The following is a 25,671-nucleotide window of genomic DNA, read 5'->3' as shown; positions in this document are numbered from 1 at the left end:
ATACAAAATTGATAACGTTAGATTTCTATTTAAAAAAAACGAGAAAAATGAACTTTCTAAGTAGGTGCATATGATTTGGGTGGAAATGCTGGCCATTTTCGTCATCTGGATCAGCTTCTGGTCGCTGATTCCGCGCGATGAATGGTGGTTTCGAGGTGCCGATTTTCCCAGATTGCAGGTTCTGATGCTGGGGATTGTGGCCTTTGTGCTGATGCTGCTGTGGGATGCGGCCTGGGATACGCTGCGCTATGTGATTTTAACCGGCCTGATTGCCGCCCTGGCGTACCAACTGAAAATGGTGCTGCCTTATACCTTTATCTGGAAAAAGCAGGTCAAAAAGGTCAAGCCGGAGCAGTTAAATCCCGATCAGCAAATTTCGTTAATGGTTTCCAATGTATTGACCACCAACCAGAAATATCATCTGCTCATTGCTGAAATCCGGAAATACCAGCCCGATTTGGTACTGACGCTGGAAACCGATACGGTCTGGCAGCAGCAGCTGGCGGTGATTGAACCGGATTATCCTTATCGCGTGCCGGTGCCGCTGGACAATTTATATGGCATGCATCTCTATAGCCGCCTGCCCTTAAAAGAGACTGAAGTGAAATTTATCCTTAGCGATGAAATTCCGTCAATTCATACCACAGTGATCCTGCGTTCAGGCCAGCCGGTGCAGCTGTACTGTCTGCATCCGAAACCGCCGAGTCCGACTGAAGCCAAAGATTCGACCCTGCGTGATGCCGAGCTATTAATTGTCGGCGATCAGATTAAAGATCTGGATGAAAGCTGTATTGTGATGGGCGACCTGAATGATGTGGCCTGGTCCCGCACCACACGTCTGTTTCAGCGCATCAGTGGCCTGCTGGACCCGCGCGTCGGCCGGCATTATGTCAATACTTTCCATGCAGATTATCCCTTATTGCGCTGGTCGCTGGACCATGTGTTTCACAGTACCGATTTTGCCTTGGTGGAGATGAAGCGTTTGCCACATATGGGCTCAGATCATTTTCCGGTCTATGTGGTGTTACAGACCGGTCGGGTGTTTGAGCACATTCAGGAAGAGCTGGAACAGACTGAACCCGATGAAGAAGAAGCGCAGGAGGCGATTCAGGAGGGTATTGAAAAAGCCGAGCGGGAAGAAAAAATCGTGACCGATGATTTGGCTCAGGATTATAAGCAGGGCAGCAAGACGCCATGAAATTTGAGGAAAAGTGTAAGAAATGGCTTACACAGATTTAGGCCGATGGCCAATAGCTGAAACCGAGCAAGCTGCGTATTCTAAGCATATCGGCAGATGGAGTTGGGAAAGGAGAGTCCCGTTAAGGAAGTTGAAGCCGGTGGATTGTCATCATGGAGATGATGCAGGAATGGAAAGCCAGAGATAACAACAAAAAAGTTTTGAAAGCACAACCTCATAAGCCCGAGTTTTGCAGGATGCAGAACTCGGGTTTAACTTTATGGGCTGTCGTGTCCTGGTATTTTAATCAGTATATGGTATTTGGCTTGTAGAAAGATTGGCTTAATACAGCTGCTCATAGCCTTGTGGACGGGTCTTAAAACGGCGATGGAACCACATATATTGAGTCGGCGCGATGCGCAGCTGACGTTCAATAATCAAATTAACACGCGTCGCGTCATCGACTTCATCTTCACTTGGTAAACGCTCAACCGGTGGTTCAATCAAGACATGGTATTTCGGATTTTTAAGATCGCCATGGCGGTAGAAATACAGCGGAATTGCGGCGGCTTTGGTCATTTTCAGTAAACGACGATGCGCAGTCACGGTGGCTGCCGGCACGCCAAAGAATGGCGCCATTACACCTTGTTTCAGGCCAAAATCCTGATCCGGACTGTACCAGATGGCATGGCCATTTTTCAGGTTACGTACCAGACCACGCATATCATCATGGTCAATCTGATGGGCATAAATGGTGGCCCGGCAGCGGTAAATCAGCATATCTAACAGCGGATTGTTCTGCGGACGATAGACCACATCGGGTTCAAAATACTGGGCACATAAATAGCCACCGGCATCAAGCAGGGTCGAGTGGGTGCCCAGCAACAAGACGCCTTTGCCTTCCGCTTGCGCCTGCTGAATATATTCCAGACCTTCAATACTGACCCGGCCCTGGAACCATTTCGGGCTATACCAGGCATTTAGGGTTTCAAATACGCCAATCATCTGGTCAACAAAAACCTGGCGCGCGTTGTCCTGCACCTCTTGCGCAGACCATTCCGGAAAGCAAAGCTCCAGATTGCGGACAGTGGTTTTACGGCGTGAATGCAGATAGCGAAACGCCAGCTGGCCCAGCCACTGGCCTAAACGGTACTGAATGGCCCACGGCAAGATTGCCAAAATCATCAGGAAGATAATACCGATCCAGATGCTCCAGTATTTCGGTAGCAGAAAGGACCATTGAAATTCACCAGGTTGATAATCTTGCGGTTGCGGCATAGTGACGTTTTAAAATGAAGGTTAAATGCAGTGTAGCATGAACGATTTTGAAGATAAAAAGCATCTGCCGCTGTCCGGCAGATGCTGCGGAACGGTTGAATTAACCGCCTTTGCTCATATTTTCCAGCTCATCCCAGCGTTCCAGTTTTTCCAGCAGGATTTCTTCAATTTCTGCCAGACGCTGCGAAGCCTGGGTTGCAGCTTCGGCATCGGATACAAACCAGGAACCATCAGCCAGTTTTTCTGACAGTGCAGCCTGTTCTGTTTCCAGCGCTTCAATTTCAGCCGGCAGTTGGTCCAGTTCACGCTGATCTTTATAGCTGAGTTTCTTTTTCACAGGCGCCGGAGCAGCTTCTACTTTTGCTGCTTCTGCCTTGGCCTGGGCCTTTTTCACCGCCATTTTCTGGTCAACCACGGTTTGATCCGGACGCTGCTGTAAATAGTCCTGATAGCCGCCGACATATTCTTCAATATGGCCTTTGCCATCAAACACCCAGGTCGAGGTGACCACGTTGTCCATAAAGGCACGGTCATGCGAAATCAGCAGCAAGGTGCCTTTGTATTCAGCCAGCATTTCTTCCAGTAGTTCCAGCGTGACCATATCCAGATCGTTGGTCGGCTCATCCATCACAATTAAATTGGATGGTTTCAGCAAGAGTTTGGCCAGTAGCACGCGGTTACGTTCACCGCCGGACAAGGCTTTGACTGGGGTACGCGCACGTTCCGGGTTAAACAGGAAGTCTTGCAGATAGCTGTAGATATGACGGCGCTGTCCATTGACATCAACAAAGTCGGAACCTTCAGAAACGTTGTCCTTGACCGATTTTTCCAAATCGAGCTGGTTACGCAGCTGATCAAAATAGGCAATTTCCAGCTGGGTGCCGATTTTAACGGTACCGCTGTGTTCTACTTCATCCAAAATGGCTTTAATCAGGGTGGTTTTACCGACCCCGTTATCTCCGACCAGACCAATCCGGTCGCCACGCATGACAATGGCCGAGAAGTCTTTGATTAGCGGCTTGCCATCATAGCTGACGCCCAGATGCTCAATATCAAAGACCAGTTTGCCTGAACGCGCAGCTTCCTGTACGCCCATGTTGACTTTGCCTTGCTGGAAGCGACGCGCTTTGGATTCTTCGCGTAAGGCTTTCAGGGCACGAACACGACCTTCGTTGCGGGTACGACGCGCTTTAATACCCTGACGGATCCAGGCTTCTTCTTCGGCCAGTTTTTTCTCAAACAGGGCATTCTGTTTTTCTTCTGCTTCCAGCTGCTGGGCTTTGAGATCCAGATAGCGTGAATAGTTGCCTTCATAACTGCGCAGAATCCCGCGATCCAGTTCGACAATACGGGTTGCCAGACTGTCGACAAAGGTCCGGTCGTGCGAAATAAACAATAAGGTCAGGTTGTTCTGATCGAGCAGGAATTTTTCCAGCCATTCGATACTTTCAACATCTAAATGGTTAGTCGGCTCATCCAGTAACAGGATGTCCGGTTGGGTCAGCAGGGCACGGGCCAGCAGCACGCGGCGTTTACGGCCACCGGAAAGATCTGCCAGATCGGCATTCGGGTCCAGCCCCATTTTGCTTAAAATAGAGTTGACCTTGTTTTCCAGTGCCCAGCCATCAAGCTGATCCAGTTTGTGTTGCAGTTCACCCATGCGCTCGCAGGCGGCCATATCGCCCAGTACGCAGGCATCATTGGCGGCATGATAGGCACGCAGGACCTCTGCTGCTTCACCGGCACCATCGGCGACAATATCGGCAACCTTGCCCGAATCCATCGGGACATCCTGGGTGAGCATGGACACGGTTAAGCCATTTTGAATCGAGACTTCACCGGCATCGGGCAGTAAGCTTCCTTCAATCAGTTTAAGTAAGGTAGACTTACCTTCACCATTACGGCCGATCAAACACACTCGTTCGCCACGTTCAAGAGTAAAGTTCGCGCCGTCGAGCAGGGCGGGTCCACCAAACGCGAGTTGGACATCCCTTAGGGTAATATAGGCCATAGTGTTTCCTGAAAAATCTCAAATGAGGATTTAAAATGACTAAACAACAAAATCTAAATGATCAGGCGTCATTTTCCGCACCCATTGAAGATTTGCAAGTCCGAATTGCATTTTTAGATGATTTAGTTGAACAGCTGAATGAGCAGGTGACTAAACAGAATCTGGAAATTGCCGACCTCAAGAAACAAATGCAGCTGCTTTATCAACGGGTTGAGTCGGCTGACCTGTCAGAAGGCATTGCTCCCTTCGATCCGCTGACCAATATTCCGCCGCATTATTAATCTGTCAATTGCTAGAGCATCCCGCACAATCTATGAATACACCCGCAGCCTGAATGCGGGTTTTATGTTGAGGTATCTATATAAAGCGGGGGCTAGTGGGGCGGTTTAGCTCCAGTCGCTTTTGAGGCAGCGATCACAGCGCCGCAATAAAAAAATTTGACCTTTATCTCACTTCCGGCTCTAATGCCCACTTTCGGCTCTCAGATCCTTTATTTTTTGTCATGACCCAGAAAGTTGTACTTTTAGATCTTGAACAGAATATGCCTACGGCACAACTGCTGCGCGATATTCTGCAGCATTATTCGACACTCTACCTGTTTAACTGTGCCGGACGCTTTGAGTACGCGCTGGATGACCTGACTGAACTGGCCAGCTGGATGAACAGCGCTCAGGTGGTGGTACTGGACACCCCAGAAGCACCGCATAAAGAGTTTGAATATGCCGTGGTGGTCGGGCAGTTAATGGCATTACTTGAGCCAGATAGCCATGTCGAAATTATTTCGGCCCAGGACAGCAGCGATATTCTGGTGCAGATGCTACAGGCCTCGAATATCAGTGCCCATCTGATTTTGATTCAGCCAGAAGATGCGGCGCAGCCACTTCATACGCCAAAATACAGCTTGCCGAGTATTGCCACCATCCAGCAAAAACCGTATTTGCAACTGGTCAAAAAATACTGTGATGCTCTGGCAAAAATGAGCGGTAAACCGAATACGGTCGAGAAGCTGAAAAACTCCATCAGCAATATTTTGCAGGTGGTGCCGGAAAAAGCCCAGCGTCTGGTCGGTTTGTTAATTAATCTAAAAATTATCAAGCGTTATGATGAGCAAATTGCCTTTCGCAAGAAGGTGCTGAAACAGTGGATTCAGCTGGATTTAAATGCCTCTGCTGAAAAAACACCGGTGGCCAGCAGTCTGGATCAGGCCTTAAAACAGTTACAGTCGACAGAAAGCGGAGCTGCTCCTGTTATTGAACAGGACTCTGTCGCCGTGCCGATTCAAAGTGCGCAGCAGCCGCTGTTTAAAAACTTTGACCAGATTGATCCGGTACAGCTGGAAGTGGCGCGTAAACTGCGCGAACTGAAAGCCGATAAACCCAAAGATATTTATGCCTTGCGTGACCTGTTAGAACAGATGTTTCCCCAGTCCGACGTGCGGTTATTGCTCAAGGAACTGCTGGAAAAAGGCTATATCTACTGGAACGGGCATGAAGTGGTCTATAGCCACGAAATGTTCCTGAATTAATTTTATCGTGCAAACTTGCGTTTTATATGGCGCTTATGCAACTCTAATAAAAGAACATAAAGGTTGAGCTATGGAAAATACTGGAATTTGGGTGGCACTGGCCATCATCATTTTTGTGCTGGGCTCGATTTTTGGTTTGCGTGTCAGTCCAAGAGAAAAAGCCCTCGGCCTGATGCGTGAAAAAGCCCGCAAGATGGGCCTGCATCCGCGTCTGGTGGCTGCGCCGGACTGGACCAAAATTCCGATGGCCACAGAAAGCCGTGCCAGTATGGTGGCCTATTATAGCGTATTGATTCCAGAGGCTCGCCTGCCGTTAATGCGCGCCCGGGTGGTCGATCAGAAGCTTGAGCTGGTGCATGGTGAGGAAAAATTTAATCATACACCCGTTGCATTAAAGGGCATTTATGCTATTGATATGCAGGCAAACTGTGTAGGACTCTATTGGGATGAAGAAGCTGACCTGAAAGCCACCCAACTGGATGACATCAAGGCATATTTACATTCTTTGGCTGAACTTTAATTTAAAACATTTTCACAGGAACTACGGTTAACTATGGCGAACGCTCCTCGCTCCACATCGAAAAGCACTACAGCAAAATCTGCCGATGGCGCTAAACGTGCCTTGGTGATTGTGGAGTCGCCTGCAAAAGCGAAAACAATCAACAAATACCTCGGTTCGAATTACATTGTAAAGTCGTCGGTCGGTCACGTGCGTGATTTGCCTACAGGCGCCAGTAAAAGTACAGAAAAGAAAACCACCACACGTGCCAAACTGACCGAAGCACAAAAAGCAGAAAAAGCTCAGCAGGCCTTGGTCAACCGCATGGGGGTAGACCCGGAGCATGGCTGGAAAGCCCAGTATGAAGTGCTACCGGGCAAGGAAAATGTTGTTGCTGAATTGAAAAAACTGGCATCGCAGGTCGATGAAGTCTATCTGGCAACGGATTTGGACCGTGAAGGGGAAGCCATTGCCTGGCATTTAAAAGAAGTCATTGGCGGTGATGATGCGCGTTATCAGCGTGTGGTATTTAACGAAATTACCAAAAATGCCATTCAGGAAGCCTTTAAGCATCCGGCACGTCTAGACACCAATAAAGTCAATGCGCAGCAGGCGCGCCGTTTCCTGGACCGTGTGGTTGGCTTTATGATTTCGCCATTGCTGTGGGAAAAAATTGCCCGTGGTCTGTCAGCCGGTCGTGTCCAGTCAGTAGCCGTCAAACTGGTGGTAGAGCGTGAACGTGAAATTCGTGCCTTCATTCCGGAAGAATACTGGCAGGTATTTGCCGATACCAAATCTGCACAAGATGATATTCGTCTGGAAGCAGTCAAGCAAAATGGCAAGACCCTAAAGCTGCGTAACAAGGCTGAAACCGATGCCTTGCTGAACCTGATTAAAGATGCAGACTATACGGTGGCTGCACGTGAAGACAAGCCGACCAAGGTGAATCCGAGTGCGCCGTATATCACCTCAACGCTGCAACAGGCGGCCAGTACCCGCTTAGGTTTCTCGGTCAAGAAAACCATGATGCTGGCACAGCGTCTGTATGAAGCCGGTTTTATTACCTATATGCGTACCGACTCGACGTTCCTGAGTGATGACGCCGTGAATATGGTGCGTACGCATATTGAATCTGAGTACGGCCAGAAATATTTACCGGCCAAGCCAAACCGTTACGGCAACAAAGCCGGCGCGCAAGAGGCTCACGAAGCGATTCGTCCATCCAATGTTGGTCTGAAAGGCGACAGCCTGGCCGGTGTCGAGCGTGATGCCCAGCGTTTATACGATTTAATCTGGCGTCAGTTTGTGGCCTGTCAGATGACTCCGGCCGAGTATTTATCATCGACCATTCTGGTCAATGCTAACGGGGTAGAACTGAAAGCCAAAGGCCGTACCCTGGTCTTTGATGGTTTTACCAAAGTGCGTGGTCAGAACAAGTCTGATGATGATGTATTGCTGCCTGCAGTGAAAGTCGGCGAAGTGCTGAAACTGCAAAAGCTGGACCCATCACAACACTTTACCAAGCCGCCGGCACGTTTTACCGAAGCCTCGCTGGTGAAAGAACTGGAAAAACGTGGCATTGGCCGTCCATCGACCTATGCGGCGATTATTTCCACCATTCAGGACCGTGGTTATGTCAAGCTGGAAAACCGTCGTCTGTTTGCGGAAAAGATGGGTGAGATTGTCACCGACCGTTTGGATGAAAGCTTTAACAACCTGATGAACTACGACTTTACCGCGGACTTAGAAGGTCAGCTGGATAAAGTGGCCGATGGTGAACGCAACTGGAAAGATCTGCTCGACAGCTTCTATGGCGATTTTAAAACCCGTTTGACCAATGCACAGGGCGAACAGGGCATGCGCCGTAATCTGCCGGTGGAAGTGGATGCCGTGCATTGTCCGGAATGCGAACGTCCAATGCAGATTCGTACCGGTACCACCGGGGTATTCCTGGGCTGTTCCGGTTATAACCTGCCGCCAAAAGAACGCTGTAAAGGCACTTTGAATTTAACGCCAGTTGAATCTCTGGCGGCCCTGTCAGATGATGACAGTGCTGAAACCGCCGACCTGATGTCGAAAAAACGCTGCCCGATCTGTGAAACTGCCATGGATAGCTACGTGATTGATGGTGGCCGTAAATTGCATATTTGCGGTAATAACCCGGACTGTGCCGGTTTTGAGCTGGAAGAAGGCGAGTTCAAGATTAAAGGCTATGATGGCCCGACCATTCCATGCGATAAATGTGATGGCGAAATGCAGCTGAAAACTGGCCGTTTTGGTCCGTATTTTGCCTGCACCAGCTGTGACAATACCCGTAAAGTCTTGAAAAACGGTCAGCCTGCGCCGCCGCGTGTCGACCCCATCAAGATGGAACATTTACGCTCGACCAAGCACGATGACTTCTTTGTCCTGCGTGATGGCGCTGCCGGTCTATTCCTGGCGGCCAGCAAGTTCCCGAAAGTGCGTGAAACCCGTGCACCGAAGGTGGCGGAACTGCGTACGGTTGCTGACCAGCTTGATCCAAAATATCAATTCATTTTGCAAGCACCCGATGTAGACCCAGAAGGCAACCCGACTCTGGTGAAATTCAGCCGTAAAAATCAGGCGCAATATATTGGCTCTGAAACCCCTGAAGGCAAGCAGACCAAATGGAGTCTGGTATATCAGGATGGCAAATGGGTTGAAGCCTAAAAGCTAAAAATAAAAAATGCCGACATCAGTCGGCATTTTTTATGTCAAAATCAACTCCACAATAAATTTGAATAATAAGCGCTTGGGGAACCGGTGGATATCCAAACAAAAAAATTTGCGGTGTTAATTGATGCCGATAACTCTTCGATTCACGCTATTGCTTCGGTGCTTGAAGAAGTCGCCAAATATGGCATTGCCAGCGTGAAACGGGTCTATGGGGACTGGAGCAGTGAAACCCTGAAAAAGTGGCGTGATGTGCTGTTGCCGCATGCCATTACCCCGGTACAGCAGTTTGCCTATACCAAAGGCAAAGATGCCACCGACATGATCCTGATTATTGATGCCATGGATTTGCTCTATGCCGGAGCGCTGGATGGTTTCTGTATTGTGTCCAGTGACAGTGACTTTACTCCGCTGGCCTCGCGGATTCGTGAAAATGGCCTGAGTGTTTATGGTTTTGGCAAAAAATCGACCCCGGAAGCATTTAAAAAAGCCTGTGATAAATTTATTTATATTGAAAACCTGATCTCTGAAAATGAACTGAAAAATGCCGAAGAAGATGAAATCAGCCCGGTTCAGGACAAAAAGAACATAGAAAGTGCAAAAAATTCCGAGCTAAAATCCAGCACTGCGCCGAAAGAAAACCCGGCTGCGGAGATGATGGATCGCGCCACACTGAATCTGATTTATAAAGCAGTCAAAGACAATGCCGATGAAAATGGCTGGGCCAATCTGGGCATGGTCGGGCAATATATCAGCGCGGTAAAACCGGATTTTGATTCCAGAAACTATGGCCGGGCCAAGCTTTCCGGACTCATTAAAACTCTGAATCTGTTTGAAACCAAAATTGAAATGAGTCAGATGTATCTGAGAAAACTCAAAAAACAGAGCGCTTAAGCCGATGTGGAAAAAGATTCGTATCCTGATCCTGTTGCTGATTCTTTTCATTGTGGCGGTAAATGCCTATCGTGACCAGAATCAGGACTGGAATAAACCAGTGCGGGTGCTCTTGCATCCGGTGAATGCTGATGGACATGACAGCACGCAGCTTTATATCCAGCAGCTGTCTAACAGCAGTTTTCAAACGGTGCAGCAGTATTTGCAGCAGGCCGCAGCACAGTATCGCCAGCAACCGGTATATTTTTATCTGCAGCTTGGCCGGGAACTGAAACAGTTGCCGCCACAGGTACCGGAACAGGCTTCTTTACTCGATAGCATCATCTGGAGTCTCAAGTTCCGGTTTTATGCCTGGCGTCAGCATCAGTCAGTTGATGGCGCACCGCATGTGACCCTGTATTTAAACTATTATGATCCAGCTCATCAAAAAGCTTTAAAACATTCTACCGCGCTGGAAAAAGGCCGGATTGGTTCGGTTAACCTGTTTGCCGCCGAGCGTCAGAACCAGCAGAATCATGTGGTACTGGCACATGAATTACTGCATGCTTTTGGCGCCCGTGATAAATATGATCTGGCCACCGGACTGCCGATTTATCCGCTGGGTTATGCCAACCCGCAGCAACAGCCACGCTATCCACAGCAGAAAGCTGAGTTAATGGGCGGGCATATTCCGCTAAGTAGCAGCACCAGCAAAATGCCGGACAGCCTGCAATACACCGTCATTAATGACCTGACCGCTGCGGAAATTGGCTGGCTACGCTAATATGCGGATAAGTCAACACTTATCCACAATGGACACCCACGCTGGGGATAAACCACATGCCACTTCGTTTTGTGATTGCACCAGATTCCTTTAAAGAAAGCCTGAGCGCAGTACAGGCCGCCCAGGCCATGCAGCGCGGAATCTTGCGGCAGTTTCCGGATGCAATCTGTCGCTTAGTACCGCTGGCCGATGGCGGTGAAGGCACCGTCGATGCCCTGTTAAATGCATGTGCCGGGCAGAAAGTTTCGTGTCGGGTACGCGGCCCTTTGCCGCAGCAACAGGTTGAAAGCTACTTTGCCCTGATTGACGACGGCAAAACTGCAGTCATTGAAATGGCCAAGGCCAATGGTATTCATCTTATTCCGTTGGCGCAGCGCAATCCGGCGCTTACTTCTACTTATGGCACTGGCGAGATGATCCGCCAGGCGCTGGATCTGGGCGTGTCTAAAATCGTGATTGGACTGGGCGGCAGTGTCACCAATGATGCCGGCAGTGGAATGGCGCAAGCGTTGGGGGTGAAATTTTTAGATCAGGCTGGCCTGGAGGTGCAACCTTGTGGCGGCAATTTAAAGCAGATCTGCGAGATTGACCTTAGTGCTTTGGATGCCCGTTTGGCAACCACCGAGATGCTGATTGCCAGCGATGTCAATAATCCGCTCTGTGGGGAATATGGTGCCTCGGCCATTTTTGGACCGCAAAAAGGTGCCACACCGGAGCTGGTCAAAATTCTCGATCAGAACTTGGGTTATTTTGCCAATCTGGTTGAAACAACGCTCGGGGTTAATGTGCAACATCAGGCCGGGGCCGGTGCAGCGGGTGGACTGGGCTTTGGCTTGCTTGCTTTTGCACGCGCAAAAATTCAGTCAGGTGTTGAACTGCTGATTCAGCAAACCGGGTTGACTGAAAAAATTACACAGGCCGATGTGGTCCTGACCGGCGAAGGGAAAATTGATCGGCAGACCTTCATGGGCAAAACCCCATTTGGCGTGGCACAGGTTGCGAAAAGCTTGAATAAACCGGTCTATGCGTTTGCAGGAATGATTGGTGAAGATATTGAGCCACTGCTGGAGGCGGGATTTACACAGATTATTGGTATTAATCCACCTGATATTTCAGTGGAAGATGCGATTCGAAATGCAGAAAACAATTTAACCGACAGCGTCGAAAATGTCATGCAATCACTAAAGAAAGCGTGACAAACCCAGATGCCAATAGGGTTTAAAAATAAAATGCTAAATGGGGAAATGATGAAAAAGATCATCTTGGTTTTGATATTAAGCTGCATCACTGTACACAGTTTTGCAAAACCGGCCTACCGCGAAAATATGCAAAATTATCTCAAGAAAAACCCTGTGCAGCAGCACTCACAGCCGAGAGTGCTGTCTTTTCATTTTGATGAGGTGCATCTGAGTGTTTTAAAATCTGCTGGCAATTGAAAAGAAGGTCACGCTGATTGTGGATTCAGATGTCGACATGAATCATCAATTTCCCCTTCATTTACGCAATTCGAACTTTTTTGAATTTTTGGACGTAACGACCCGACAGCTGGGGCTGCAATACGAAGTACTCAATTCGAAAACGATCCGGGTTTACAAATAGGCTAGTTTTTATGTTGATGGGATGCTTATGATAAGATCTCGCTTTGAATTTTCGAGAAATGATTTGGTATGTCACTTGCACAGCTCATCGACGAGTTAAATCCCCAACAGAAAAATGCAGCCACCACTGAAGCAAAGCACAGTTTGGTCTTGGCTGGGGCAGGCTGTGGCAAAACCAAAACCATTGTGGCGCGTGCGGCGTATCTGATTGATCAGGGCGTTCCGGCCAACCAGATTCAGATTCTGACTTTTACCCGCCGTGCCGCTGCCGAAATTGTAGCGCGGGTCGAACTGGCGCTGGGCGAGCAGGCCAAGGGCTTGCGTGCTTCGACCTTCCATACCTTCTGTATGTATCTGCTGCGCCGGATTCCAAAAGCCTTTGGGCTGGAACAGTTCTCGATTATTGATCGTGATGACCAGATCATGATGTTTCGTTTACTGCGTGGTAAAGATGACAAGAAAAATCCAAATGCCTTGCCCAAGCCGCAGCAGCTATGTGACCTGTATTCATTTGCCCGCAATACCCGGCAAAAACTGAGTATTGCCCTGGAAAAGCAGCTGCCGGAATGTCTGGATTATAAAGATCAGATTGCCGAGATCATGAAAGAATATGAAGCGCGCAAGCAGGCGCGTCATTTTCTGGATTATGATGATATTCTGGCAATTGTCGCTTCGGCGCTGGCCCAATCAGAGGGGCTGGTCGATTATGTCGCGTCGTTGTGCCAGCACATGCTGGTCGATGAAATGCAGGACACCAATCCTTTGCAATGGGCCTTACTAGAGCCGTTAAAAGAGCGGGTGCAGCTGTTCTGTGTTGGTGATGATGCGCAGTCGATTTACGGTTTCCGTGGTGCAGACTTTGAAAACATTCATCACTTTAAAGAACGTGTTCCGGGTGCCCAGATTTATAAGCTGGAGCGTAATTATCGTTCAACCCAGGAAATTTTGGATCTGTCGAACTGGTTGCTGGAGCAAAGTCCGATCGGCTATGACAAACGGCTGGAGGCGTATCGTGGCAGTGGCTTAAAACCGCGCATGCATATTTTCCCGAATGAGTTTGATGAAGCCAAATGGATTGCGATTGATATCAAAGAGCGTCACTTTATCCAGGGGGCAGCATGGCAGGAGCATATGGTGCTGGTGCGTTCCAGCTTTGCCGCGCGGCATATTGAAGCGGCCTTTATTGCGGCCAATGTTCCGTATCGTTTTATTGGCGGCATGAAATTACTGGAATCGGCACACGTTAAGGATTTGCTCAGTCTGCTGCGGGTCATTGCCAATCCGGCCGATGATATTGCCTGGATGCGTTTTCTGACCCTGTGGAATGGCGTTGGAGATGTCGGTGCCAGTAAATTGGCACAGCAGTTATTGTTGAATCCGGAAATGGAGCAGATTGCGGAAAAGCTGGAGAAATTTGGCCGGATTCCGGATAAAACCATTTTGATTATGAAGCAAATGGCCGTACTGAAACAGGAAGTCGACGTCTGTGTCAGTCTGGCGATTGAGGCACTGGTGGAGCAGCTGGAACAGAATTACGCCAAAAAAGACTGGTCAAAACGGCTTAAAGATTTTGATCTGGTCAAGCAGCTGGCCAGCAAACACGGTCAGCTCAGCGAGTTTCTGGAAGAATATGTACTCGATCCGATTTCGATTAGTGAAATTGAGCGCCAGTCAGATGATGATGTGGTCACGCTCATTACCATCCACTCGGCCAAAGGCACCGAGCAGAAGGTCTGCTATGTGGCCAATGTCACTGCCGGGCAGTATCCACATGCACGGGCGCAAGGGAATTTTGACGAAGTTGAAGAAGAACGCCGGGTGCTGTATGTGGCTTTAACCCGGGCGCAAAACGAGCTGATTCTGACCAAGCAGAACATCAGCTGGTGGGCCAGAGATACGGTCGATGAACAGGGACGTACTGTAGAAAGCTATTTTCTGAACGATTTGACCCGTAACCTGTGTCAAAGTGAAACCCATTATAAAACCCGTGAACAAACTGTTAAAAGTGCACTGATCGAACGCCAGAAGATTCGTTTAGATTTTGGGATTGATCTCGATTAAACTAGAGCCATGTGTTGTGCAGCTTGATGCACAATCTCCAGAGTAGAGTAGGCGCATGCTTTTGGATGATTTGGCCTATTTGGAAAAAGTAAATGAAAATTCTTGTACGTAATTTAGAGCGTTCTATCACCGATGCTGAACTGCTGGCGCTGTTTCAGCCGTTTGGCACAGTCGAATCTGCGGTGATTGTTAAAGAGGCTGACAGTGGCAAGTCCAAAGGGTTTGGCTTTGTGGAAATGCCGCATGGTCGTGAAGCCGTCAAAGCGATTAAGGGCCTGAATACCCTGAAAGTCAAAGGTGCTGGCATTCGCGTTAAAGCTGCGGAAGACAAGCCGAAAGCTTGAACATCAACAGGAGTCCTTAGTGGCTCCTTTTTTAGCGCTGCATTTTTCTTTATTTAAACCCATCGTAGAAAATATCGGTGCTGATGATAGCGCTCATATGTATTTTTTATTGGGCATTTGGACGCAGAGCGTTTAAGCTTAATGTTGAAATAAAAGCCAAAATTTAGGAACGCTATTCATGTCCCGTGTTGCTCGCTTTCATGCCGACCGTACCAATCAAAAACTGTATTTTGCCCGTCTTTCATGTCAGCAAGCTGAACAAACCGAACATATCCAGCAGGCGCAGGCACATCGCGAAGCAGCGGTGTTTCATCTGCATGGTGCTGTACTGGCCTTTTTGCAGGAACTGATGCGTTACTACCGCCTGAATGAGCTGCAGCCGACTTTAAAATCAATTGAAGAAGCGATGGCGGCCAAAGGTCAGGTATCGCCTGAAGTGGTGATTCTGCAAAAACTGGCCAAAGAAGGCTTTATTGCTGAATTAAAACGCGCTTATCGTCTTTGTCAGTATACGCCGGAGCCAAGCGCACCGGAACCGGAAGATGAGACTTCATCGAACCTGATTATTAAAGTCACTCAAACCCCGCAAGCATGGCTGCCAGATACCAAAATCCTGCGTGAATGGCATCGTGAGCTGATGCAGTTAATTGATGGTTTCAGAAATGAAATGGTGGAATTCTAAACCCGACCAGTGTCCCTTGAATTCTGAAAACCTGACATCATATTAACTATCTAAGCGATGCAAAGAGTCCATCTTTGCCACCATGTTGAACATGGAGGAATTATGTCTATAGAACAGTTAAAAGCCTTATTTGGAAATCAGGACGCGATTTTGGAATTGGTTCAGCTTGAAGGTGGTGAGTTGGCATTGCGTAATGCTGGTTCAGAACAGGAACCTCTGGTCAAAATCCAGTTTAATGATGAAGTCAAAGCCCTGCTGGGAGATCAGACGCCAATTGTCGCCCAGCACATGATTCAGGCCGCATTATTCGGGCTGCTGGAAAAGCAGGTCAATGAATGGCAGGCCGAAGTGGTTGATGAGCAGCCGAAGTATCTGAGCTAGTCGGCTCATGCTCTGGAATGCAAAAGCGCACCTGAAGGTGCGCTTTTTTGTGCCTGAGGCTTAATGTGAGGGTGGTTGATGATGGGCAATTTCAATCTGGTTTAAAATATGATTGCTCATGTTCTTGGCCATTTCTTCTTTGGCAAAGTACACCTCACCGATATTGTCACGGCGAATGACTTCGGCTTCTTCTTTGCTTTCCGCGCAGATCAGCACCTGAATTTGCGGATTCAAAGTAGTCGCAATATCAACAATTTTATGAATATCAATAATGTCCATCGGTGAAATCACCAGTAAACGGGCATGCTGAATATGTGCCTGAATCAGTACTCCAGGCTCAGTGGCCACACCGGATACCGCAGCAATGCCTTTTTCCCGCAGGTTTTCGACAATCTCACGGTTTTCTTCGGCAATCACCACCTTGATATTTTCCGCCATCAGGTTTTTGGTAATACGGCGGCCGACTTCACCATGGCCAATAATCACCACCTGATCCCGCAGATAATCTTGTGAAACTTCATCGGGTAACATCGCCAGCGGGTCGCCACTGCGTTCCAGCAAACGGGCCAGATGTGAACGCTCGCGAATCCAGCGCTGTACCGGTTCAATCGCCGAAAACAGGAAGGTGTTTAAGGTAATGGAAATCAGGGCACCGGCCAGAATCAGGTTTTGACCTTCTAGAGACAGCAGCTGTAACGATACGCCGAGCGTGGCCAGAATAAAGGAGAATTCACCAATCTGCGCCAGTGAAGCACCCACCGTTAATGCAGTGTTAATCGGGTAGCGGAAGAACAGGACCAGGGCCATGGCGGCAATGGTTTTACCAATCATGATAATGCCGACCACTGCCAGCACATGCAGCGGTTCTTCCAGCAGAATCCGCGGGTCAAACAGCATCCCCACCGACACGAAGAACAGGATCGAGAAAATCTCCCGTAGCGGCAGGGTTTCTTCTTCAGCACGATGGCTAAAGTCAGACTCTTTCACCACCATACCGGCAAAGAAGGCGCCCAGTGCCATCGACACACCAAAGACTTTATAGGCACCAAAGGCAATTGACACGGCCGCCGCGACCACAGTCAGGGTAAACAGTTCACGGGAACCTAGACGCGCCACCACCTGCATAATCCAGGGTACCAATCGTTTTCCGACAATCAGCATAAAGGCAATAAAGCCGGTGACTTTTAACAGGGTAATGCCCAGTGTCAGCCAGATGTTTTCATCAGCTGCACTACCGGCAAGTGCCTGTCCACCCAACAGGACCGCAGTAGCCGGTAACAGTACCAGCACCAGTACCATCACCAGATCTTCGACCAGCAGCCAGCCCACGGCAATCTTGCCGTTGACCGAGTCTAGCAGGCCGCGATCCCCCAGTGCTTTGAGTAGAACTACCGTACTGGCACAGGACAGGCTAAGACCGAACACCAGTGCAGAGCCGAAACTCCAGCCCCACATCATCGAGACTCCAATCCCCAGTAAAGTGGCGACAGTAATCTGCAGGATGGCACCGGGCAGGGCAATCCGTTTGACTTGCATCAGGTCATTGAGCGAGAAATGCATCCCGACGCCAAACATCAGGAACATCACACCCAGTTCAGCCAGCTGGTTGGCCAGGTGAATATCACCGACCACGCCGGGCGTATTTGGACTAATCAGGATACCGGCCACCAGATAACCGATCAGGGGCGGTAAACGTAAACGGGCGGCAATATAGCCGAACAGTAAGGCCAGTCCAAAGCCGACAGCCAATAAGATAATAAGTTCTACATCATGCGGCACTAACAACTCCTTAAGCCAAGGTTAAGGGTAAAAAAGACAAGCACAGAGAGTGCCAGATTGAAAAGATCAGGAAATTTTAACAACTGGAAGAAAAAAAGTGCAAAAAAAACGACCTGCAGAGAGGTCGTTTTTTTCAAAAAGCCAAAATTATTTGATTTTAGCTTCTTTGAAGATTACGTGTTGACGGATTTTTGGATCAAATTTTTTGATTTCCATTTTTTCCGGCATAGTACGTTTGTTTTTAGTCGTGGTATAGAAATAACCTGTACCAGCTGTAGAAACTAAGCGAATCTTATCACGCATTGTCCTGACTCCTTACTTAGATCTTTTGACCTTGAGCACGTAGGTCAGCAACAACCTTTTCAATGCCCAATTTGTCGATAATACGCATACCTTTAGTGGTTAAACGAAGACGTACAAAACGTTTTTCGCTTTCTAACCAGAAACGGTGGTGGTGCAGGTTCGGCTCGAACCGGCGCTTAGTTTTGTTGTTGGCGTGTGAGACGTTGTTACCAACGACTGGACGCTTGCCGGTAACTTGGCAAACCTTAGACATGGTGTAACTCCATTGATTTAGCCAACAGCAAATCTGTATGGCCAGTCAAAAATAAACGGATGAATTCATTCAAGGGGCGTTTTATACCAAAAATGCGCTTAAAAGACAAGCGATTTTCAGGAAAACGCAGCATGAGCCATGCTAATAGCTCATGCCTTGATCATTTAGCGAAGAAGCATCTTTGAAATTAGTCTGTGAATCGGCTTATTGAACGGCGGCAGGATGTATTTCAAGCTATACAGCTTCGGATTAGACATCACCGAGCGTTCATGCGACAAACTGAAGAATCCTTCGGGACCATGATATTTGCCCATCCCTGACGCACCGACACCACCAAATGGTAAGTCATCCTGTGCGACATGGGTCAGTACCATGTTTTGTCCGAAATGCCCTGAATGGGTACGCTGTGCGACATAGTCGGCACGCGCCTGATCAAAGTCGAAGTAGTATAATGCAAGTGGACGCGGACGGCTATTAATAAACTCGATTACATCATCAATTTGTTCATATTCCATGATGGGCAGCAGTGGTCCGAAAATTTCCTCTTTCATGATGCGCATTTCGGTGGTGACCCCGGTCAGTACGGTCGGAGCGACTTTGCGTACATCGTCCAGCAGTTCATTTTGCGGATTGATTTCAATCAGTTGGGCGCCCTGTTCACGGGCATTGTCTAAATAGCCCTGCAGCCGGTTGTACTGCTTGTCATTAATAATGGAGGTGTAATCCTGATTGTCGCGCAGACTTGGATACATCTGCTTAATATATTGTTCATAATGACCCAGGAATTCGGCGGTTTTGCCTTTAGGCAGGAACATATAGTCCGGTGCCACGCAGGTCTGTCCGGCATTCCAGAGTTTACCAACCGCAATCCGCTCGGCAACATCGGCCATATCACTTGATGGATGCACCAGCACGGGCGATTTACCGCCCAGCTCTAAAATCACCGGCACCAGATTTTCGGCTGCCGCCGCCATCACGGTTTTACCGACATTGGTCGAACCGGTAAAAATCATTTTATCGAAGGACAGATGACTAAAGGTATCGGAAATCGCACCGCCGCCGGTAATGACCGCCACCAGTTCCTGCGGGAAAGCTTCAGCAATGGCATTTTCCAGCACGCGGCCAAAATGCATCGAGGCACTGGAAATTTTAATCATGGCGTGGTTGCCGGCTGCTAAAGCGCAGATTAACGGACCGACCGACAGTAACAGCGGATAATTCCACGGTGCAATAATGCCGACCACACCCAAAGGCTGGTATTGCACCCAGGCTTTGGCCGGCTGATGAATAATTCCGACATGTCGCTTGGATGGTTTCATCCAGCCACTGAGGTTTTTGCTGTAGTATTTGATATGTTCAAGGCAGGTGAGTAATTCGCCAATTTTGGTCTCGCCCATCGAACGGTTACCATAGTCTTCATTAATTGCTTCGGCAAACTGATCCTGATATTTAACCAGCACCCGTTTTAACCGTGCCAGACGGTCAATCCGTTCTTTGGCGGTTGGCAGCGGATAGCGCTGATAGGCGTATTTCTGCAGGGCCAGAACATCATGTAAACGTTGTGCATCAAGGTTATGGGGCGTGCTGTCGGGAGTGGTCATCGAAGTTGTTTTTGTTTGACTGTTCATGGCGTGTTACCATTCGATTGAATCAATTAATTTAGTTTTTAGAGTATTTACTCTAAATAGTCAAGTTACTTTATCTGTTAGTTTCTTAACAGTTTGAAAGAATGGTTACTTTAGGATGTCACACTCGAAAACGGTGAAAACCAAAGAACGTATTTTGCAGTTAAGCCTGCAACTTTTTAATGAACGTGGCGAACGTGTCGTGACGACCAATCATATTGCAGCTGAATTGGGCATGAGTCCGGGTAATTTGTACTATCATTTCCGCAATAAAAACGAAATTATTAAAGAGCTGATGGAGCAGTATCAGGCCGAAACCCTGAGCATGCTGGCCTTGCCAGATGACCGTCCGCTGGATGCCAACGATAAGATTCATTACTTTCAGGTCCTTAGCAGCCAGTTATGGAACTACCGCTTTTTGCATCGGGATGTCTATCATCTGGTGGAAAATAACGAAGATTTCCGCAAAATGTATCCGCGTTTTGCCGGACAGGTGATGCAGCAGGGACAAAAAATTTATAAAGCTTTCGTGGAAGCCGGTTTAATGGAAATGACCGACTCGGAAATTGAAGCCTTAATTATTAACCTGTGGATTGTGCTGACCAACTGGACCAACTTCCTGTATATGTCGGGGCATATTACCGACTCGAATACGCTGGAAGAGAAGTGGGTCTGGCAGGCGCTGCGTCAGATGGTATTCCTGGAAGGGGCGTATTTGCGTGGTGAAAGCCGTCAAACCTATGAAGGCCTGTTACAGACCCTGGGTTCATCGGAACTGTTTGCCAGCTTATCTTCAAGCAAGAATACAGAAACTGATTCCCCTATTTAGTCTGTTAAGGAAACGCGCTAGAATAGCCGGCTTATTTTTTCAATTTAACTGATTAGTGATATAAACCAACATGAATATGACGACTGCGAATACTGCACGTTTACTGATTACTTGTGAGGATAAGCCAGGTATCGTGCAGGCTGTATCGAGCTTTTTGTATCATCAGGGAGCAAATATTACCGCACTTGATCAATACGCGACTGAAGCTCAGGGCGGGCGTTATTTCATGCGCGTTGAATTCGAGCTGGATCATCTGCAAAGCCGTCGTGAAAGCCTGATCCAGACCTTTGCCAGCAATGTGGCCGAGCGTTATGAAATGCAATGGCGTCTGGCCTTGGTGGCCGATGTGAAAAAGGTCGGTATTTTAGTGTCTAAAGTCGATCATGCCTTGCTGGAACTGTTATGGCGTCATGCGCGTGGTGGTCTGCCGTGTGAAATCACCAAAGTGGTGTCGAATCACGAAACTTTACGTGAAGCGGTTGAGAACTTTGGTATTCCATTTGAAGTGGTGCCGGTTAACAAGGAAAATAAACGCGAAGCCTATGCCAAAATTGATGAATTGATGCAGGGCAATGATGTACTGGTGCTGGCACGTTATATGCAGATTCTGGATGAAGAATTTGTCAGCAAATGGGAAATGAAAGTGATCAATATTCACCATTCCTTCCTGCCAGCTTTCGTTGGCGCCAACCCGTATCAGCAAGCCTATGACAAAGGCGTGAAACTGATTGGGGCAACTGCGCACTATGTGACCGCGGATTTAGACCAGGGCCCGATTATCGAGCAGGATGTGGAGCGTGTTAGCCACGATTTTACGGTCGAGCAGCTGCGTGAACTGGGTCAGGATGTGGAGCGTAACGTGCTGGCGCGTGCAGTGAAATGGCATCTGGAAGACCGGATTATTGTTGATGGCAATAAAACAGTGGTATTCCAATAAGTTGTTGTGAATCACCAGATTTAAAGGCATACTTTTAGTATGCCTTTTTTATTGATTATTTGAAAAAGCCATTAAAATAGCCAAATTAATTGTTGCAAATGAAAACACTTCTCATTTATCATTGCGGTACTTTAATTGTGCTAACCGATGAGCTTGATAGGTCAAATCTGAAACTGGCTATCACCTCTTTAAGGTAACTGAGTTTAATGAGTCCATCTTCTACTCCCATGATGCAATCTCCTCATCCCATGAAAAAGAAAGTGCTGTCTGCACTGGTGGCCGTAGTTATTGGCCATATCGGGGTGTTGTGGGCGGTTAGCCAGATGGAATCACCGGAACTGAAACCGATTGACAAGGAGCCGCTAAAAGTCCGCTTTGTCAAAATTCAGGAACCACCAAAACCTTTACCGCCACAACCAAAAGCAGAACCAAAACCGGCACAGCCTAAGCCACCAGAAGTCAAAGAAGTGAAAGTGGTTGAAAAAGCATTGCCACCACCACCGAAAAAAGTGGAAAAAGTCCAGCAGGTGAAAAAGGCCGAAGCGCCAAAACCTGTGGTCAAACCGGTTGAGCCAACGCCGCAGCCAACCCCAACGGTTACCACCACGGTTTCTGAAACCAAAGTGGTGAAACCGGCACCGCAACCGGTGGTACAGCCTGCGCCAGTAGCGCCGCCTGCACCGGCTGTGCCAGCAACCAAATCGGTATCCATTGGGGGTTCGGGCGTGCAGTGGAGCCGCTCACCAAAACCATCGTATACCAACCGAGATTTACAGGGTGAAACCCGTAGCGTGGTGGTCTTAATTGAAGCCAATGAAAAAGGCTCAATCACCAGTGCGCGGATTACCCGTTCAAGCGGCATTGCTGCTTTAGATGAAAAGATTTTACGCGCTGTGCGTAGTGCAAAATTCAAACCGTACAAGGAAAATGGCGTTGCTTATCCAATTCGTGCCGAGCAACCCTTTGAATTGACATTGAATCCTAACGGCTAACTTTAATCAGGAGTTCGAGTATGAACTTTTCAGTTTATTGGCAACATGCAGATGCAGTCAGCAAAACACTGTATTTCGTGTTACTGGCAATGTCGATTGCGACCTGGACAATTTTTGTGCTGCGTCTGATGGGCACCCGCCAACTTAAACAGCAAGCCTATGCTCAACTCGCTCAAGCGCTGAACAGCCTGAAAGCCAAATTTGCGCCTTTAAGTTTTGAACAGCGCAAGGCCGTGGCAGAGCAGGCGCTGTTACGCCAGATTTCGGCAGAAAAAGCCTCTGCAGAAAAAGGCGTATCGGTACTCGGAACTATTGCATCGCTGGCACCGTTTGTCGGTCTGTTTGGTACCGTATGGGGGATTTTCCACGCGCTGGTAGCGGTGGGTAAAAGCGGTCAGGCTGGCCTTGCTCAAGTGGCGACGCCTGTCGGTGAAGCACTGATCATGACCGGTTTTGGTCTGGCTGTCGCAATTCCAGCAGTTATTGCCTATAACATCTGTAGCCGTTTTAACCGGACCTTGTCACATGAGCTGCAAGATCATGCACACAACCTGTTAATTGACACCATGCTACAGCAGGATTCTGCGACCGCTCAGGCTGAAGTGAAAACTGCACAGCAAGGTTTAGTGGGAGGTCAGGCTTAATGGCATTTCAATTGGGTGAAGACAACGATAGCGGCATGAATGAGATGAACCTCATTCCGCTCATCGACATTATGCTGGTCTTGATGATCATCTTCCTGGTGACAGCGACCGTTGCCAACCCATCAATACCATTAACCTTGCCAGAAACCACGGCAGAAATTATTGATCCACCACCACAGGCGATTACCGTTAGCATTAATGCTTCGGGTGAAGTGGCCTGGGATGATCAGATCATCAGTCTGGATGAGCTGGAAAACCGTTTAAATGCGGCAGGCGAGCAGGAACGTAAGCCAACGGTACAATTACGTGCCGACAAAGATGCCCGTTATGATACCGTTGCCCAGGTAATGTCACGTGCGAGTGAAGCCGGACTCAGTGATATTGCCTTTGTCAGCGATAACTAAACGTGACAGGCCAGACTCAGGACGACCCATCACGGGTCGTTTTTTTATGGCAGCTGTTTATGTGCAAATTGCAGGAAAAGCGTGCAGCACATATTTTAAATGCCTGCCAATTCAATTAAGGTAGGCTAGGGAAAAACGAGAATTTTCAAGGAATTTTGGTGAAACAACGACAGGCACTGGATGCCAGAGCAGCCAGCATAATGTTTGTGCTGTGTATTTTCTGGGGACTGCAGCAGGTGGTGCTGAAAATTGCCGCGCCTGATATTTCACCGCTAATGCAAATGGCGCTGCGTTCCGGGATTTCTGCGCTGCTGGTCTGGCCGTTAATTCGGCTGGCTCAAGGTGTGCATTTATGGACACCGACGTATTTGTATCCGGGCTTGCTGGTCGGGCTGCTATTTGCCGCCGAATTTTTTATGCTGGCTGAAGCCATCCGCTTTACCTCGGCCTCCCATACCGTGGTGCTGCTGTATACCGCGCCAATTTTTGTAGCTTTAGGCCTGCACTGGAAGCTGCCCAGTGAACGGCTTTCCCTGCTGCAATGGAGCGGTATTCTGCTGGCTTTTCTGGGCATTGTAGTGACTTTTTTGGGGCGTGACAGTCAGCTCAGTGCCGCAACCAGTTCCATGCTCTATGGCGACTTTCTGGCTTTATGTGCCGGTATTTTATGGGCGGCCACTACCATAGCGGTGCGCTTAACCCCGCTGGCCGAAGCACCAGCCACCCAAACCTTGTTCTATCAGCTGCTGGGCGGTTTTATCGTGCTATTCCCTTTGGCCTACTGGTCCGGACAGGCGGTGGTGCACTGGAGTCCGGTCGCGATTGGCAGTCTGTTGTTTCACGCCATTCTGATTTCTTTTGCCAGTTATTTAATCTGGTTCTGGTTACTGAAAAACTATCTGGCCTCACGCTTGGGGGTATTTTCTTTTTTAACCCCATTATTTGGGGTGCTGTTCGGCGTGTGGCTGCTGGGTGAGCAACTGGAACACAGCTTTATTATGGGGGCTATCCTGGTGATGCTGGGCGTGGTCATGGTCAGCGCACAGGGCTGGTTCAAGCGGCGCGTGGCCTGATGCTGGGCCAATCACAACGTTTTACTGCGCTGGGCTTGAGCTCGCTGCTGATCTGGGCCAGTCTGGTGGGTGTGGTCAAGCTGATCAGTGAACAGCTCAGTCCGGTGCTGGCACTTGCACTGATTTATAGTGTCAGTGCGCTGGTGATTCTGTTACATCAAGGCTGGCCTAAACTTAGCCAGATGCCGAAAATCTATCTCTGGGGTGGTGGGGCGCTATTTGTTAGCTATGAAATTCTGTTCCTGCTGTCGATTGCCTTATCGACACAGCGCGAACAGGTGCTGATGATTGCCATGATCAATTATCTATGGCCGCCGCTGAGTATTGTGCTGGCGATTCTAGCCAAACAGCTACGTTATCACTGGGCGGTAATTCCAGGCTTTGTGCTGGCCGTACTGGGCTTGATGCTGGTGGTCAATCCGGAGATCTGGAACTTGGCCCAGCTCTGGAGCGTACTGACGGAAAATCCGTTGGCTTATAGTCTGGCATTTTTAGCGGCCTTGTTATGGCCCTGCTACGGGGCGCTGACCCGAGCCTATGCCCAAGGCAGCAATGCAGTGTCACTGTTTTTTGTGGTGACTGCGGGTTTGCTGTGGGCGCTGCATGTAGGACTGGATGAGCCATGGCAATGGCCAAGCCTTTCGCTATGGGGATGGATTGTGCTGGCCGGTGCCCTGATTGGGATGGCCTATCATAACTGGAACCAGAGTATTCAGTTTGGCCGTATTCAGCTGCTAATTCTGGCCACCTATTTTATTCCGGTGCTGTCTTCATTGATCTCGATGTGGCTGTTGCAGCTACAGCCTGGCTGGGTGTTCTGGCTCGGCTGTAGTCTGGTCAGTCTGGGTGCGCTGATCTGCTGGAAAAGCACCAGCGAAATTTCCGCTTAGCTGGCGCTTATTTCCCGGCCTTAAAGATCAGCAGG

Annotated in this window: 26 protein-coding genes; 20 read left to right on the top strand and 6 right to left on the bottom strand. The window is 48.7% G+C overall.

Annotation, left to right across the window (positions count from 1 at the left end):
• Positions 1–70 precede the first annotated feature (70 nt).
• A complete protein-coding gene (locus FTU54_RS07550) occupies positions 71–1,198 on the top strand; it encodes an endonuclease/exonuclease/phosphatase family protein (RefSeq protein WP_180046320.1) in 1,128 nt (375 codons plus the stop codon).
• 321 nt (positions 1,199–1,519) lie between these two features.
• On the opposite strand, the gene lpxL is transcribed toward FTU54_RS07550, so the two are convergent.
• Positions 1,520–2,455, bottom strand: coding sequence for an LpxL/LpxP family Kdo(2)-lipid IV(A) lauroyl/palmitoleoyl acyltransferase (lpxL, locus tag FTU54_RS07545; RefSeq protein WP_016659582.1), 936 nt, complete (start codon positions 2,453–2,455; stop codon positions 1,520–1,522).
• Positions 2,456–2,555: 100 nt separating this feature from the next.
• Positions 2,556–4,466: an ATP-binding cassette domain-containing protein gene (locus tag FTU54_RS07540; protein ID WP_104487702.1), complete on the bottom strand. Its 1,911-nt coding sequence runs from the start codon at positions 4,464–4,466 to the stop codon at positions 2,556–2,558.
• 35 nt (positions 4,467–4,501) lie between these two features.
• On the opposite strand from FTU54_RS07540, the gene FTU54_RS07535 reads away from it, so the two are divergent.
• From FTU54_RS07535 to FTU54_RS07480, 12 genes are all read left to right on the top strand, one after another.
• Positions 4,502–4,747 (top strand): SlyX family protein, encoded by a 246-nt coding sequence (locus FTU54_RS07535; protein WP_005182087.1) that lies wholly within the window; start codon positions 4,502–4,504, stop codon positions 4,745–4,747.
• Positions 4,748–4,968: 221 nt separating this feature from the next.
• A complete protein-coding gene (locus tag FTU54_RS07530) occupies positions 4,969–5,991 on the top strand; it encodes a hypothetical protein (protein ID WP_180046318.1) in 1,023 nt (340 codons plus the stop codon).
• A gap of 70 nt (positions 5,992–6,061) precedes the next feature.
• On the top strand, positions 6,062–6,511 hold the full coding sequence (locus FTU54_RS07525; RefSeq protein WP_180046316.1) for an ammonium transporter: 450 nt from the start codon (positions 6,062–6,064) through the stop codon (positions 6,509–6,511).
• 33 nt (positions 6,512–6,544) lie between these two features.
• The gene (topA, locus tag FTU54_RS07520; RefSeq protein ID WP_005182090.1) at positions 6,545–9,181 is read left to right on the top strand and encodes a type I DNA topoisomerase; all 2,637 of its coding nucleotides are present in this window, start codon (positions 6,545–6,547) and stop codon (positions 9,179–9,181) included.
• A gap of 93 nt (positions 9,182–9,274) precedes the next feature.
• Positions 9,275–10,078 (top strand): NYN domain-containing protein, encoded by an 804-nt coding sequence (locus tag FTU54_RS07515; protein ID WP_163142891.1) that lies wholly within the window; start codon positions 9,275–9,277, stop codon positions 10,076–10,078.
• Positions 10,079–10,082: 4 nt separating this feature from the next.
• A complete protein-coding gene (locus FTU54_RS07510; protein WP_180046314.1) occupies positions 10,083–10,841 on the top strand; it encodes a hypothetical protein in 759 nt (252 codons plus the stop codon).
• 56 nt (positions 10,842–10,897) lie between these two features.
• Entirely contained in the window at positions 10,898–12,037 is a 1,140-nt protein-coding gene (locus FTU54_RS07505) for a glycerate kinase (protein WP_168396959.1), read from the top strand.
• 51 nt (positions 12,038–12,088) lie between these two features.
• The gene (locus FTU54_RS15280; protein ID WP_228289027.1) at positions 12,089–12,277 is read left to right on the top strand and encodes a hypothetical protein; all 189 of its coding nucleotides are present in this window, start codon (positions 12,089–12,091) and stop codon (positions 12,275–12,277) included.
• 231 nt (positions 12,278–12,508) lie between these two features.
• Positions 12,509–14,500, top strand: coding sequence for an ATP-dependent helicase (locus FTU54_RS07495; RefSeq protein ID WP_163169941.1), 1,992 nt, complete (start codon positions 12,509–12,511; stop codon positions 14,498–14,500).
• 92 nt (positions 14,501–14,592) lie between these two features.
• Positions 14,593–14,844, top strand: coding sequence for an RNA-binding protein (locus FTU54_RS07490; RefSeq protein ID WP_005182105.1), 252 nt, complete (start codon positions 14,593–14,595; stop codon positions 14,842–14,844).
• A gap of 178 nt (positions 14,845–15,022) precedes the next feature.
• Complete coding sequence (locus FTU54_RS07485) at positions 15,023–15,526, top strand: DUF6586 family protein (protein WP_180006785.1); 504 nt, start codon at positions 15,023–15,025, stop codon at positions 15,524–15,526.
• 102 nt (positions 15,527–15,628) lie between these two features.
• Positions 15,629–15,907 (top strand): hypothetical protein, encoded by a 279-nt coding sequence (locus tag FTU54_RS07480; RefSeq protein ID WP_005182110.1) that lies wholly within the window; start codon positions 15,629–15,631, stop codon positions 15,905–15,907.
• Positions 15,908–15,967: 60 nt separating this feature from the next.
• Here the strand turns inward: FTU54_RS07480 and FTU54_RS07475 are convergent, their stop codons facing one another.
• From FTU54_RS07475 to FTU54_RS07460, 4 genes are all read right to left on the bottom strand, one after another.
• Entirely contained in the window at positions 15,968–17,686 is a 1,719-nt protein-coding gene (locus tag FTU54_RS07475) for a cation:proton antiporter (RefSeq protein ID WP_075167257.1), read from the bottom strand.
• Between the two features lie 147 nt (positions 17,687–17,833).
• Positions 17,834–17,989, bottom strand: a complete 156-nt coding sequence (gene rpmG, locus FTU54_RS07470) for a 50S ribosomal protein L33 (RefSeq protein WP_003654787.1) — start codon at positions 17,987–17,989, stop codon at positions 17,834–17,836.
• A gap of 16 nt (positions 17,990–18,005) precedes the next feature.
• Positions 18,006–18,242, bottom strand: coding sequence for a 50S ribosomal protein L28 (rpmB, locus tag FTU54_RS07465; protein ID WP_000048256.1), 237 nt, complete (start codon positions 18,240–18,242; stop codon positions 18,006–18,008).
• 164 nt (positions 18,243–18,406) lie between these two features.
• Positions 18,407–19,870 carry a coniferyl aldehyde dehydrogenase gene (locus tag FTU54_RS07460; RefSeq protein ID WP_005182115.1) on the bottom strand — a complete coding sequence of 488 codons (1,464 nt, stop codon included), beginning with the start codon at positions 19,868–19,870 and terminating at the stop codon, positions 18,407–18,409.
• Between the two features lie 115 nt (positions 19,871–19,985).
• Between FTU54_RS07460 and FTU54_RS07455 the strand changes: the two genes are divergently transcribed.
• The 7 genes from FTU54_RS07455 (at position 19,986) to yddG (ending at position 25,636) form a co-directional block, all read left to right on the top strand.
• The gene (locus FTU54_RS07455; RefSeq protein ID WP_005182118.1) at positions 19,986–20,696 is read left to right on the top strand and encodes a TetR/AcrR family transcriptional regulator; all 711 of its coding nucleotides are present in this window, start codon (positions 19,986–19,988) and stop codon (positions 20,694–20,696) included.
• 70 nt (positions 20,697–20,766) lie between these two features.
• Positions 20,767–21,633 carry a formyltetrahydrofolate deformylase gene (gene purU, locus FTU54_RS07450; RefSeq protein WP_005182122.1) on the top strand — a complete coding sequence of 289 codons (867 nt, stop codon included), beginning with the start codon at positions 20,767–20,769 and terminating at the stop codon, positions 21,631–21,633.
• Positions 21,634–21,839: 206 nt separating this feature from the next.
• On the top strand, positions 21,840–22,625 hold the full coding sequence (locus FTU54_RS07445) for an energy transducer TonB (protein ID WP_180046310.1): 786 nt from the start codon (positions 21,840–21,842) through the stop codon (positions 22,623–22,625).
• A gap of 20 nt (positions 22,626–22,645) precedes the next feature.
• Positions 22,646–23,269 (top strand): MotA/TolQ/ExbB proton channel family protein, encoded by a 624-nt coding sequence (locus FTU54_RS07440; RefSeq protein WP_005182127.1) that lies wholly within the window; start codon positions 22,646–22,648, stop codon positions 23,267–23,269.
• Positions 23,269–23,673 (top strand): biopolymer transporter ExbD, encoded by a 405-nt coding sequence (locus FTU54_RS07435; protein ID WP_005182129.1) that lies wholly within the window; start codon positions 23,269–23,271, stop codon positions 23,671–23,673. Before FTU54_RS07440 ends, FTU54_RS07435 begins: the two co-directional genes overlap by 1 nt.
• Before the next feature lie 158 nt (positions 23,674–23,831).
• Positions 23,832–24,746: a DMT family transporter gene (locus tag FTU54_RS07430; RefSeq protein WP_127799009.1), complete on the top strand. Its 915-nt coding sequence runs from the start codon at positions 23,832–23,834 to the stop codon at positions 24,744–24,746.
• A complete protein-coding gene (gene yddG, locus FTU54_RS07425; protein ID WP_180046306.1) occupies positions 24,746–25,636 on the top strand; it encodes an aromatic amino acid DMT transporter YddG in 891 nt (296 codons plus the stop codon). The genes FTU54_RS07430 and yddG overlap by 1 nt, the downstream gene beginning before the upstream one ends.
• Positions 25,637–25,671: the final 35 nt, after the last annotated feature.

Source organism: Acinetobacter sp. YH12116 (assembly GCF_013418895.1).
In the GTDB taxonomy this organism is placed as follows: domain Bacteria; phylum Pseudomonadota; class Gammaproteobacteria; order Pseudomonadales; family Moraxellaceae; genus Acinetobacter; species Acinetobacter indicus.
This window is presented reverse-complemented; position numbering and strand designations above follow the sequence as displayed.

Bases quoted from the DNA above. Each gene is read 5' to 3' on its own strand.
- FTU54_RS07440 (WP_005182127.1), top strand. From the start codon at position 22,646: ATGAACTTTTCAGTTTATTGGCAACATGCAGATGCAGTCAGCAAAACA.
- FTU54_RS07530 (WP_180046318.1), top strand. From the start codon at position 4,969: ATGACCCAGAAAGTTGTACTTTTAGATCTTGAACAGAATATGCCTACG.
- FTU54_RS07485 (WP_180006785.1), top strand. From the start codon at position 15,023: ATGTCCCGTGTTGCTCGCTTTCATGCCGACCGTACCAATCAAAAACTG.
- lpxL (WP_016659582.1), bottom strand. From the start codon at position 2,455: ATGCCGCAACCGCAAGATTATCAACCTGGTGAATTTCAATGGTCCTTT.
- FTU54_RS07455 (WP_005182118.1), top strand. From the start codon at position 19,986: ATGTCACACTCGAAAACGGTGAAAACCAAAGAACGTATTTTGCAGTTA.
- FTU54_RS07505 (WP_168396959.1), top strand. From the start codon at position 10,898: ATGCCACTTCGTTTTGTGATTGCACCAGATTCCTTTAAAGAAAGCCTG.
- yddG (WP_180046306.1), top strand. From the start codon at position 24,746: ATGCTGGGCCAATCACAACGTTTTACTGCGCTGGGCTTGAGCTCGCTG.
- FTU54_RS07510 (WP_180046314.1), top strand. From the start codon at position 10,083: ATGTGGAAAAAGATTCGTATCCTGATCCTGTTGCTGATTCTTTTCATT.
- FTU54_RS15280 (WP_228289027.1), top strand. From the start codon at position 12,089: ATGAAAAAGATCATCTTGGTTTTGATATTAAGCTGCATCACTGTACAC.
- topA (WP_005182090.1), top strand. From the start codon at position 6,545: ATGGCGAACGCTCCTCGCTCCACATCGAAAAGCACTACAGCAAAATCT.
- purU (WP_005182122.1), top strand. From the start codon at position 20,767: ATGAATATGACGACTGCGAATACTGCACGTTTACTGATTACTTGTGAG.
- rpmG (WP_003654787.1), bottom strand. From the start codon at position 17,989: ATGCGTGATAAGATTCGCTTAGTTTCTACAGCTGGTACAGGTTATTTC.
- FTU54_RS07490 (WP_005182105.1), top strand. From the start codon at position 14,593: ATGAAAATTCTTGTACGTAATTTAGAGCGTTCTATCACCGATGCTGAA.
- FTU54_RS07525 (WP_180046316.1), top strand. From the start codon at position 6,062: ATGGAAAATACTGGAATTTGGGTGGCACTGGCCATCATCATTTTTGTG.
- FTU54_RS07435 (WP_005182129.1), top strand. From the start codon at position 23,269: ATGGCATTTCAATTGGGTGAAGACAACGATAGCGGCATGAATGAGATG.
- FTU54_RS07460 (WP_005182115.1), bottom strand. From the start codon at position 19,870: ATGAACAGTCAAACAAAAACAACTTCGATGACCACTCCCGACAGCACG.
- rpmB (WP_000048256.1), bottom strand. From the start codon at position 18,242: ATGTCTAAGGTTTGCCAAGTTACCGGCAAGCGTCCAGTCGTTGGTAAC.
- FTU54_RS07480 (WP_005182110.1), top strand. From the start codon at position 15,629: ATGTCTATAGAACAGTTAAAAGCCTTATTTGGAAATCAGGACGCGATT.
- FTU54_RS07540 (WP_104487702.1), bottom strand. From the start codon at position 4,466: ATGGCCTATATTACCCTAAGGGATGTCCAACTCGCGTTTGGTGGACCC.
- FTU54_RS07495 (WP_163169941.1), top strand. From the start codon at position 12,509: ATGTCACTTGCACAGCTCATCGACGAGTTAAATCCCCAACAGAAAAAT.
- FTU54_RS07535 (WP_005182087.1), top strand. From the start codon at position 4,502: ATGACTAAACAACAAAATCTAAATGATCAGGCGTCATTTTCCGCACCC.
- FTU54_RS07445 (WP_180046310.1), top strand. From the start codon at position 21,840: ATGAGTCCATCTTCTACTCCCATGATGCAATCTCCTCATCCCATGAAA.
- FTU54_RS07550 (WP_180046320.1), top strand. From the start codon at position 71: ATGATTTGGGTGGAAATGCTGGCCATTTTCGTCATCTGGATCAGCTTC.